This is a genomic window from Nocardioides sp. CPCC 206347, assembly GCF_048654605.1.
Classification (GTDB): domain Bacteria; phylum Actinomycetota; class Actinomycetes; order Propionibacteriales; family Nocardioidaceae; genus Nocardioides.
The window spans coordinates 122,168-132,146 of record NZ_JBMCYZ010000003.1; the positions used below are offsets into that span (position 1 = coordinate 122,168).

11 protein-coding genes are annotated in these 9,979 nt (G+C 68.0%); 9 read left to right on the top strand and 2 right to left on the bottom strand.

Annotation, left to right across the window (positions count from 1 at the left end):
• The first annotated feature begins 6 nt into the window (after positions 1-6).
• A complete protein-coding gene (locus tag ACOACQ_RS12215) occupies positions 7-789 on the top strand; it encodes a hypothetical protein (RefSeq protein WP_378596745.1) in 783 nt (260 codons plus the stop codon).
• Here ACOACQ_RS12215 and ACOACQ_RS12220 read toward each other — a convergent pair.
• Positions 761-1,555, bottom strand: a complete 795-nt coding sequence (locus tag ACOACQ_RS12220) for an alpha/beta fold hydrolase (RefSeq protein ID WP_378596746.1) — start codon at positions 1,553-1,555, stop codon at positions 761-763. The two genes, ACOACQ_RS12215 and ACOACQ_RS12220, sit on opposite strands and share 29 nt — an antisense overlap.
• Positions 1,556-1,655: 100 nt before the next feature.
• Here ACOACQ_RS12220 and ACOACQ_RS12225 point away from each other — a divergent pair, with 100 nt between their 5' ends.
• The 4 genes from ACOACQ_RS12225 (at position 1,656) to ACOACQ_RS12240 (ending at position 4,324) form a co-directional block, all read left to right on the top strand.
• Positions 1,656-2,378: a hypothetical protein gene (locus ACOACQ_RS12225; RefSeq protein WP_378596747.1), complete on the top strand. Its 723-nt coding sequence runs from the start codon at positions 1,656-1,658 to the stop codon at positions 2,376-2,378.
• Positions 2,375-2,977: a cytochrome c oxidase subunit 3 gene (locus tag ACOACQ_RS12230; protein WP_378596748.1), complete on the top strand. Its 603-nt coding sequence runs from the start codon at positions 2,375-2,377 to the stop codon at positions 2,975-2,977. The genes ACOACQ_RS12225 and ACOACQ_RS12230 overlap by 4 nt, the downstream gene beginning before the upstream one ends.
• A gap of 10 nt (positions 2,978-2,987) precedes the next feature.
• Complete coding sequence (locus tag ACOACQ_RS12235) at positions 2,988-3,257, top strand: cytochrome C oxidase subunit IV family protein (protein WP_378596749.1); 270 nt, start codon at positions 2,988-2,990, stop codon at positions 3,255-3,257.
• A 101-nt stretch (positions 3,258-3,358) separates the two neighbouring features.
• Complete coding sequence (locus ACOACQ_RS12240; RefSeq protein ID WP_378596750.1) at positions 3,359-4,324, top strand: AMP-binding protein; 966 nt, start codon at positions 3,359-3,361, stop codon at positions 4,322-4,324.
• On the opposite strand, the gene ACOACQ_RS12245 is transcribed toward ACOACQ_RS12240, so the two are convergent.
• Entirely contained in the window at positions 4,279-6,615 is a 2,337-nt protein-coding gene (locus tag ACOACQ_RS12245; RefSeq protein WP_420288361.1) for a LuxR C-terminal-related transcriptional regulator, read from the bottom strand. The genes ACOACQ_RS12240 and ACOACQ_RS12245 overlap by 46 nt on opposite strands.
• Before the next feature lie 263 nt (positions 6,616-6,878).
• Here ACOACQ_RS12245 and ACOACQ_RS12250 point away from each other — a divergent pair, with 263 nt between their 5' ends.
• From ACOACQ_RS12250 to ACOACQ_RS12265, 4 genes are all read left to right on the top strand, one after another.
• On the top strand, positions 6,879-7,247 hold the full coding sequence (locus tag ACOACQ_RS12250) for a hypothetical protein (RefSeq protein WP_378596752.1): 369 nt from the start codon (positions 6,879-6,881) through the stop codon (positions 7,245-7,247).
• 85 nt (positions 7,248-7,332) lie between these two features.
• The gene (locus tag ACOACQ_RS12255) at positions 7,333-8,214 is read left to right on the top strand and encodes an MlaE family ABC transporter permease (protein ID WP_420288362.1); all 882 of its coding nucleotides are present in this window, start codon (positions 7,333-7,335) and stop codon (positions 8,212-8,214) included.
• A 107-nt stretch (positions 8,215-8,321) separates the two neighbouring features.
• Positions 8,322-9,095, top strand: a complete 774-nt coding sequence (locus ACOACQ_RS12260; protein ID WP_420288363.1) for an MlaE family ABC transporter permease — start codon at positions 8,322-8,324, stop codon at positions 9,093-9,095.
• Positions 9,096-9,172: 77 nt separating this feature from the next.
• Entirely contained in the window at positions 9,173-9,979 is an 807-nt protein-coding gene (locus ACOACQ_RS12265) for an ABC transporter ATP-binding protein (protein ID WP_420288364.1), read from the top strand.

The window sequence follows — 9,979 nt, forward strand, 5'->3', positions numbered from 1 at the left end:
GATCTGATGACATTGACCGAGAGCCCTGGTGCCACGGCCGATCGGGCACGGATCCACGGGGACTACGTGACGCTGCGGGTCGCCCTGTTGCTCGTCGGGAGCTATGTCGTGTTCGGCCTGCTGGGGTTCGCCGTGTGCGCGGGCTTCTGGCCCCCGCCGGGCGAGGACTGGACGGCGAACCAGATCCACGCCTACTTCGTCGAGCACAAGACCGGGCTGACCCTCGGCATGGTGTTGATGGCGTTCGCTGGCCCCTTCTACGTCACCTGGAGCGTGGCGATCTCGAAGGTGATCGGACGGATCGAGGGCCCGATGGGCCCGCTGGCCGGCATCCAGGTGATCGGCGGACTGCTGACCGGTGTGGTCACCTTCGTCCCGGCGACGATCTGGATCACGGCCGCGTTCCGGGTCGAGGAGCGTTCGCCGGAGATGGTGCAGACGCTCTACGACTTCGGCTGGATGTTCTTCGACACCACCTTCGTGTGTTCTGCCCTGCAGAGCGTGGCGATCGGCGCCGCGATCCTGCGCGATCGCAGGGTGACGACGCTCTACCCGCGCTGGTTCGCCTACGTCTCGTTCTTCACCGCGTTCTGCTACCTCCCGCTGACGGTGATGCCGTTCGTGAAGACGGGGCTGTTCGCGTGGCACGGGGGCATCAGCTTCTGGGTCGTCTTCGTGGAGTTCTTCCTCTTCACCGCGCTCGGGACCTGGTTGACATGGCGGGCGCTGGGCCAGCTCGAGCAGGATGACCTGATGGCTGTCACGGCGACGGCGGAGCTGCGCTCCTGACCCGATTCGCGATCAGGCCGGCCACGACGCCGGGGTCGTCGAGCATCGGCAGGTGTCCGACGTCGGGAATGTCCACCTCGTTGACGAGCAGGTGCCGGAAGCCCTCTCGAGCCCACGGGCCAGAGAGCACCCGGTCGTCGCCGGACCAAGCGATCGTGGTGGGGGCGCCGATCCGGAGGATCGCGTTCAGCTCGCGCGCCGGCGGGTGAACGATCGCGGCCCGCAACGCCTGGCAGTCGGCGAGGTCCTGGACGAACCTGACAGCGTCCGCGAGCTCCACGGACATCGGGTCGTGGACGACGGGCGCCAGCACTGCGCGTCGTACCCCGGTGGCGCGCAGCAGGCGCGGTTTGCGATCCAGGCGACGGGCGATGCGGTGGCCGATCACGAAGCGTGACACCACGAGCCGTTCGCCGACCGAACCAGGGCGCCAACCGCCGGCCGGCGCGAGACAGAGCACGCTCAACGCGCGGCCGCGCTCGGCGAGGCGCAGCGCGAGCCAGCCGCCCAGGGAGTTGCCGACGACGTGGATCCGGTCGATGCCGAGGTGGTCGAGCTGGCGTTCCAGGTCGTCGACCATCTGCTCGGGCACGGTGTTCGCAGCGGTGCGGCTCAGCCGGGTCCCGCCGCGATGACCTGCGATGACCACCGGCAGGGCCGTGAGGTGGGTGGGCAGCGCCTGTTCGACGTCGCGCCAGACCCACGGGCCACAGCCCATCCCGTGCAGGAGGAGGACCCGGGCGGGAGCGTCGCGGCGCGGCAGCATTCCGCCAACCGGTTGCCCATTCACAAGAATCTACTTTAGACTAAAAATTAGTGAGCCATAGAAAGTCCGTGGTTCGGACAACGAAGTCTGAGGAGACGCCATGATGTCGCGGCCCGTCCAGATCGCCTGCGCCTGCAGCGGTTTCATGCTCGTGGTGCTGTTGTTCGGTGGCCTGATCGCCGCCGGATGGATGCCCCCGCCCTCGCCGTCTGACACCGCCGACGAGGTGGCTCGGCAGATCGCCGAGGACTACAACGGCATCCGGCTCGGCGCAGTCCTGATGCTCTTCGGTGCCGGCTTCACGGTGCCGATGGGGGCGCTCATCGCCGCTCACATCAAACGGATCGAGGGCGACTTCTCGCCGCTCGCCTACATCCAGATCATCGGCTCCGCCGGCGGGCTCTTCGCCATCTCGCTGCCGGTGCTGATCTTCGGGGCTGCGGCGTTCCGTCCCGACCGCGACCCCGATCTGCTCCGGATGCTGATCGACCTCGCCTGGGTGCCGTTCATCATGAACGGGCCGCCGGCCATCCTGCAGTGCGTCTCGTGGGGCGTCGCGATCCTCTCCGACAAGCGCGCGAACCCGCCGTTCCCGCGCTGGTTCGGTTACTTCAACTTCTGGGCGGCCTTCTGTTTCCTGCCGGCCTTCCTGCTGCTCTTCTTCAAGACGGGTCCCTTCGCGTGGAACGGCCTGCTCTCCTTCTGGTTGGCAGCAGCACTGTTCGGCGGCTGGTTCCTGGTCGGCTCGGTGATGCTGCTGCGCGCAGTGCCGCCGGTGGAGACGCCCGTCGAGCGTGGCGCTGACGCCATGGCCGCGACGTGAGCGTCCAGACGGCACCATCCGTGACGCCGGACAGCAGAGGTGCTGACGGCAAGCGGATCCCCGGGGAGGAGGGCCTGTGGGTCTTCATCCTCGGCGACATGGCTGTGTTCGCCTTGTTCTTCGGGACCATCCTCGTCACTCGCGGGGACGACCCGGGGATGTTCGCCGCAGCGCAGCACGAACTCCACCCCGTTCTCGGCATCATCAACACCGCGCTGTTGCTGACCGGCTCGCTGTTCGTGATCCACGGACTGCGTCGCCTGGGTGACGGGTCGCGGGCCTCGAGCCGGTTCTTCACGCTGACGCTGGCCTGCGCGCTGGGCTTCGCCGCCATCAAGGCCGCTGAGTACACCCTGTTGGTCAACGAGGGCTACACCGGCGGCAGCAACGACTTCTTCATGTACTACTTCGTCTTCACCGGCATCCACCTGGCGCACCTGGTGATCGGCGCGATCATCATGACCTTCATGATCCGCACGGCGCGGCGGGTGCAGCTGGGCGCCGGGCAGCGCAAGTTCGCCGAGTGTGGCGCCATCTACTGGCACATGGTCGACCTGTTGTGGCTGGTCCTGTTCCCCCTGCTGTACCTGATCCGGTGAGGTGACTGCCATGCTCGCGCGACTCTTCAGCAACCGTCAGACCAACGTGTGGATGATCCTGGTCGCCGCCACGGTGCTCACCGCAGTGGTCGGTCTCGAACAGCACGGCGGTACGGCGGCCGTCGGTCTACTGCTGCTGGCCATCGCCTTCGTCAAGATCCGGCTGGTGGCGCTGCACTTCATGGAGATCCGCGAGGCGCCGCTCCCGCTGCGGCTCCTCGTCGAGGGCTATGTCGGGATCACCTTCGTCGCGCTCGTCGTGATCTACCTCGTGGCCTGACCCGGCCGCTTCGCCGATACGTACGTACGTAGGTATTCACCCCGATCCGTCAGTGCCCGGGCAACCGGGAACATCTGAAGTGGTCAGGAGGGTGGAAATTCGTGAGCATCAGTGAAGCCGGCGTCGCGGCGCTCCGCGGCTGTGCGCTGCTGTCCAGTGACAGTGCCCCCGAGCTCGACCACGTCACCCTGGCCGGCCGCTCAATGCTGCTCGCGTCGCTGTTCGCGGGGCACGACCTGCAGCGCGGTGACGTGGTCGCCCTGCTCTCGGAGCACTCGACCGGCGTCTACGAGTTCCTCGTCGGCGTACGACGGGCCGGGCTGGTGCTGATGGTCCTCGACCCGGCGCACACGCTCGAGCAGATGGCTTTCGCCATCAACACCAGCGGCGCGTTCGTCGTCGTCGCCTCGACCGGACAGCAGGCGACCGCCCGGGCGCTGGTGTCGCTGACGCCGTACATCCGCGCCCGCTACGGGCTTGATGCGGACTTCCCGGACCACCGGAGCCTGCCGCTCGCGCGCAGTGCGGCCCCGGTGCGCGTGGTCGACGCGGCTCCGTCGGGGACGCTGCACCACGTGATCGGACCGTCGCACCGCCCCGTGGAGATTCGTCTGCCGGACCCCGTCGACGACGCGCTCGGTCGCGCGCACGCCCGCGAGCTGTTCGGAGACGTCGAGGTCGGCCCGGACACCGTCCTCGTGGGTTCGGCTCCCGTCCTGTCCACCGTGGCGGCGCAGCTTGGTACCGCTGTCCTGGCGAGACGCGGCGGCGTCGCCGTACCGCGTCGACCCACCGGCGTCGAGGTGTTGCGCACGGCATTCGCCGTCGACGCGACGGTGGTGCACCTGACCAGCGATGCCGCCATCGAGATCACCGGCCTGGGCGCAGATCGGGTGCTGCGGTTGTCGCCGCCCCGCCTGGCCCTGGTGGTGGTCGACGGTGCCGGCTGCTCGGCGCCGGTCAGGCGCGCGCTGGGTGACCTCTGGGGGGCGCTGGTCCGGGTGGTCGAACCGGCCTACCTTCAGCTGGAGGAGTCCGAGTGCTCGGTCACCCAGGCGGAGATCTGACCGCGGTTGGTGAACCCGAGCTTCGTCAGGATGTGCTCGACGTGGGTCTCGGCGGTGCGCTTGGAGATGACGAGCGTGCTCGCGATGTCCTTGTTGGTCGCGCCGGTCGCCACCAGCTCGGCGATCTGACGTTCGCGCGGGGTCAACGCTCCCGACGGTCCCGCCCGTCGAGTGCTGCGACGGGGCGCTCCGGCGGCCTTGCGCGGCGCGGTGGGGGTCGATTCCTCCAGCGCCAGGTCGATGGCCGCGTCGGGAGTCAGTGCGCGCCCTCGGGCAAACGCCTCGTCGTAGACGGCCGGATCGAGCAGTGCGCGTGCGGTGGTCTCGCACTGGAGGTGCAGCGCGTGCAGGCCAGGCAGCGCCGCGGTGGAGGTCTCGATGCGTGACCAGATGGCGTCGGCCGCGCCGAGGAGCTCGGCGGCACGCTCCGGCAGGTCCTCGGCGCAGGCGTAGGCGACCGCTTCCACCGAGGTTCCGATCCCGAGGTTGTCGCGGGTCGAGCGCTTCATCTGCAGGCTCTCGCGCTGGGCCGCGTTGCCCTCGTCGGCGCGCCCTGCCACGACCAGGGCCATGCCGATGATCCACAGCGAGTAGGAGCGGTACCAGAGCTCGCCGGCCGGCTCGGTCAGGGCCAGGCAGCGTTCGTGGGCGGCGAGGGCAGCGCCGAGGTCGCCCCGGATCACGTGGTTGAGCGCCGAAAGGGCCAACGTGTGCGCTTCCTGGCCCACGTCGTCGTACTTCTGGAAACCGACGATGGCGTCGTCGAACAGGCGGGCGGCGCCGTCGGCGTCGCCCGTGAACATCGCCACGAAGGCCGTTGCCTGGGTGAGGAGCACGTCGGTGTGTCCACCGAACTCGTGCGCGATGCTGCGGCCCTCCTCGAGCAGGACTCCCGCGCGGTCCAGGTCACCCTGCATGGCGGCGAACCAGGCGGCGGCGCGCAGCGCCCGGGCGCGGATCTCGGTGCGCTCGGGGTCCTGGGCGAAGAGCCGGTCGAACCAGACCCGGCTGTCGCGATAGACGCCGTCGGCCTCGCCGTACTCCAGCAGGCAGGCGCCGATCTCCAGCGCCGGTTGGACTTCGCCCGGGGTCATGGTGGAGAACTCGATGGCCGCGGTGATGTTCGGGCGCTCGCGTCGCAACCGCTCGAGGTGTCCGACCTGTGCGGCGCTCGGCCACTCGGCGGCGACCTTGCGGGCATAGGCGGTGTACCAGTCCCGGTGGCGGCGCCGCCAGTGTGCGAGCTCGTCCTGCGCCTCCAGCTGTGCGATGCCGCGGTGCCGGATGGGCGGCAGCATCCGGAAGGTGGTGTGTTCGGAGCCGGCGAGCGGGATCACGATCGACTTGTCCACCAGGTCGAGGAGCACGTCGTCGAAGGCCTCGTCGATGGGGGCGCACACCTCGCGCGCTGCGTCGATCCCGAACCCGTCGGCGAACACCGAGAGCCGCGCCCAGAGCTCCTTCTCGGTTGCCGTGCAGAGGTCGAAGCTCCACTCGATGCAGGCGGCCATCGTGCGCTGGCGCTGTGGCGCGGTGCGGCTGCCACGGCTCAACAGCTCCCAGTGCTCGGTGAGGTTGCGCTCCATCTCCTGGGGCGTCATCGCCCGCAGGCGTCCGGCTGCCAGCTCGATGGCCAGGGGGATGCCTTCCAGCCGGGACACGATGGTGCCGATGGCGTCGCGGTTCTCCGGCGTCACCTCCATGTCCGGCACGAGTGCACGTGCGCGCTCGAGGAAGAGCTCGACCGCCTCGTAGCCCTGCAGTGGGGATCCGTCACCGCGTCGTGGTGCGCTCAGGGGCTGCACGGCGTGGATCGCCTCGCCCTGGATGCGCAGCGGCTCCCGGCTGGTGGCGAGGATCTTCAGGTCCGGGCAGGTGCGGAGCAGGGTGTCGGCCAGGATCGCCACCGCGTCGACGACGTGCTCGCAGTTGTCCACGACGAGCAGGGTGGCGCGGCCCCTGAGGTACTCGACGGTGACCGCGGCGGCCGCGCGCGTCGAGCGCCCTTCGAGTCCCAGGGCAGCGGCGATCGTGTTGGCGAGCAGGTCCGGCTCGGTGAGCGAGGCGAGCGGGACGAACACGACGCCGTCCTTGAACGCGCGGCGTACCTCCGCGGCGACCTTGAGCGCCAGCCGGGTCTTGCCGATGCCGCCGAAGCCGGTCAGGGTCACCAGTCGGTTGCCGGCCAGCAGCTCACGAAGGTCGGAGCGCTCGGCGCGGCGCCCCACGAAGGAGGTCACCTCGACAGGTAGCTGACTGGTCTCCGGACCGACGTCCGTCGCCGAGGTCATTCGTGCAATCACCCTCGTTCGCCCTGGCCGATGTGTCCCTCGATCTGTCAACGACCCACGTCTCCTGGTGTGACGGGCGTGTGTGACCGGGGTCTCTCACGATATCGCGCGAGACCCGGTTGCTCGGCTGCCTCTCGGTCAACGGTCTGCGGCGACTCACATACGTATCGAAATACGTATGTGACCGGGCCCACTCGACCCCCTTGGCGACGCAGTGTTGCACCGTCGGGCAGCCCTGCTCGCCGGAGAACCGGAGGTCAGCCATGTTGGTCACCTGTACGGACGAGGACGTCCAGTACGTCGGAGACGCGATCCAGGGAGCATTGCGCGCCCCGGCGTACGCCGCGAGCCACCACGGCCACGCGAAACGGCTCCGTCTCGGTCTGATCGATCCGGACTGCGTGCTGCTCGTCGACTGCGGCAGTGGTGAGGTGCGGCCGGGACGTCGCGGCGAGCCGGGGGTGACCGGTTTCGTCGCGATGGCCGCAGGCACCGCCGTCGGAGTGTGCCGCGGCCAGGTCGACCTCGCTGCAGCGCTCGCCGCCGGCGACATCGTGATGGACGGAGAGGGAGCCGCCCTGCTGGAGCTGTTCGCGGGCATCACCGAGCGCGAATTGGTCTCGGCGGGTTGATCTGCCCCGCATTTCTAATGTACCTTCGATTTTAAGACCTATTAAAAACCTGCCCGTCATCACGGCGAGCGCGAAGGAGTAGTCGGTGAGCCAGCACCTCGAGGCTGAGGCACCCGTGTACGACGGGCCGCCGATCGAGCCCGACGGCCCCTACGGGAGCAAGCTCTCGCTGTTCGTGGCCAATGTTCCCGGCCCGATCCGCTCGGTGACGGCGGAAGCCGGCGGCATGACGCTGCTGCTCGGGAAGGTGTTGTGGAGCGCGATCCGCCACCCCCGCGGGTACTGGAACGACGTGCTCGACGAGATGCACTTCACCATCAAGCGCTCCTGGCTCTCGATCTCGATCGCGCTGTTCGGCTTCCTGCTCGCGCTCTCGGTGCCGTCGATGCAGTTCGTCAACCTGGCCGGCGTCGGTGAGCTCTACGGCCCGCTGCTGCTGGTGCAGTCGACGCGCACCTTCACGGTCTGGGTGGCGACGCTGCTGGTTGCCGGGGTGATCGGTGCCGCGCTGACTGCCGAGCTCGGATCGCGCAAGGTGCGCGAAGAGCTCGACGCCATGGAAGTGATGGGGATCGATCCGATCCGCACGCTGGTGCTGCCGCGGATGGTGTCCATCACCCTGATCACCACCCTGCTGGCGATCCCGGCGGAGATCATCACGGTGCTGTCGTCCCAGTTCGGCGCCTGGTTCGTCGGCGGTATCCCGAGGGTGGACTTCTACAGCTTCCTCTGGTCGACGATGAGTACCGTTGAGCTGGTCACCTTGATGTTCAACTGCTTCCTTGCCGGCCTGTTGATCGGCGCGGTGTGTTGCTACAAGGGTCTTGCCGCCCAGGGCGGCGCGATGGGCCTCGGCAAGGCGGTCAACCAGGCCGTCGTCATTGCGTTCCTCGCGCTCTTCATCATGCAACTCGGCTACAACGCCGTGATTCTCGGCTTCTTCCCGGGTCTGGGGGCCTTCAAGTGACCGACACCGCCGACCGCTCTACCGAGATTGCCGAGAGGGAGCAGGGCCCGGCCCGACGCTCGACGCGATCTGAGCGCACTGCCCTGCGTCTAGCCGAGTCGAGCAAGATGCGCGGCCCGTTCGAGGACACCGGCTCGCTCGTCGCCTTCGGGATCCGCGTGGTCAAGGAACTGCCCGTCTGTGTGCGGCTCTACCCCGGCGAGATCCTGCGCCAGTGCGCGACCCTGATCCGTTCGAACGCGCTGGTCATCTTGTTCATGCTGTTCATGCTGGGTGCCTTGATGGGTATCACCGGCAGCTTCCTCTTCGAGGGCATCGGCCTCGAGAGCTATGTCGCGGCCATTCCCGCCGTCCCAATGATGCGCGGAGTCGTGGAGATCGTCTTCGGCTGGGTGCTGGCTGCGAAGTACGGCTGCGGCATCGTTGCCGAGCTCGGCGCGATGCGGATCAGCGAGGAGATCGACGCCATGGACGTGATGGGCGTGCGGTCGTTGCCGTACCTCGTCGGCTGCCGGGTGATCGCGAGCGTCCTGGTTCTGCCGGCGCTGTTCGTCACCTCGCTCGGCATCTTCTTCGTCGCCAGCAAGCTGTTCTTCGTCGACCTGATGAGCTCGGTCTCCGCCGGCGGCTTCAACTACATCCTGTTCCTGTTGCAGAGCCCGCGCGACTTCCTTGCTGCGGTGGTGTGGGGCACGGTGACCGGGTTCGTGATCACCGTCGTCGCCTGCTACTACGGCTACAACGCTTCCGGTGGCCCCGTCGGGGTGGGTCGCGCCACAGCCCAGGGCATGTTGGTCAACCTCGTCCTGATCAGCGTGATCGCCACGATCATGGCGCAGATCTTCTACGGCAACGCACTCACCGAGGCCTTCGGCACCTGACGCCGGGTCTCGCGGCGCCGACCCCTGCTCCCGCTTCCACCGCTTCCACTGCACCTGCAATGTCTCCAGGAGATTCCATGACCGCCGTGCTTCCGCTCGATGACCGGGTCGCCCATGTCGACCAGGCTGCTGAGCACACCATCGAGATCCGTGACGTGTACAAGAGCTTCGGCTCGTCGCACATCCTCAACGGGCTGTCCGTGGACTTCAAGGACGACGCGATCACGACGGTGCTCGGGCCGTCAGGTACGGGCAAGAGCGTGCTGCTCAAGCACATCGTCGGTCTGCTGGAGCCCGATGCTGGGCAGGTCAAGGTGTTCGGCACCGACATCTGGCGAACCTCGGAGGAGGAGCGGTTCGAACTGCGCAAGCGGTTCGGCGTGCTGTTCCAGGACGGCGCGCTCTTCGGGTCGATGAACCTCTACGACAACGTCGCGTTCCCCCTGCGCCGGCACACACAGAAGTCCGAGCGCGAGATCCGCGACATCGTGATGTCGAACCTCGTCGAGGTGGGTCTGGAGAAGGCCATCGACAAGGCTCCGAACGAGATCTCCGGCGGCATGCGCAAGCGTGCCGGATTCGCGCGCGCCCTGGTCCTCAAGCCCGACGTGGTGCTGTTCGACGAGCCGGACTCCGGGCTCGACCCGGTGCGCACCAAGCTGCTGTCGCAGCTGATCGCCAAGGTCCACGCCGAACACGGTGGCACCTACATCGTGATCACCCACGACATCCCGACCGCGCGCGAGGTGAGCGACTACGTCGCGGTGATCTGGAAGGGCAAGATGGTCCACTACGGCGATGCCGACGGAGCCTTCGGCTCCGACAACCCCTTCGTCCGCCAGTTCCTGGCCGGCGCCGCTGACGGCCCCCTGGGGATGGACTGA

What these genes read in the sequence shown, in the direction of transcription:
- ACOACQ_RS12215 (WP_378596745.1), top strand. Translation starts at nt 7, where the DNA reads ATGACATTGACCGAGAGCCCTGGTGCCACGGCCGATCGGGCACGGATC.
- ACOACQ_RS12220 (WP_378596746.1), bottom strand. Translation starts at nt 1,555, where the DNA reads ATGCTGCCGCGCCGCGACGCTCCCGCCCGGGTCCTCCTCCTGCACGGG.
- ACOACQ_RS12225 (WP_378596747.1), top strand. Translation starts at nt 1,656, where the DNA reads ATGATGTCGCGGCCCGTCCAGATCGCCTGCGCCTGCAGCGGTTTCATG.
- ACOACQ_RS12235 (WP_378596749.1), top strand. Translation starts at nt 2,988, where the DNA reads ATGCTCGCGCGACTCTTCAGCAACCGTCAGACCAACGTGTGGATGATC.
- ACOACQ_RS12245 (WP_420288361.1), bottom strand. Translation starts at nt 6,615, where the DNA reads ATGACCTCGGCGACGGACGTCGGTCCGGAGACCAGTCAGCTACCTGTC.
- ACOACQ_RS12250 (WP_378596752.1), top strand. Translation starts at nt 6,879, where the DNA reads ATGTTGGTCACCTGTACGGACGAGGACGTCCAGTACGTCGGAGACGCG.
- ACOACQ_RS12260 (WP_420288363.1), top strand. Translation starts at nt 8,322, where the DNA reads ATGCGCGGCCCGTTCGAGGACACCGGCTCGCTCGTCGCCTTCGGGATC.
- ACOACQ_RS12265 (WP_420288364.1), top strand. Translation starts at nt 9,173, where the DNA reads ATGACCGCCGTGCTTCCGCTCGATGACCGGGTCGCCCATGTCGACCAG.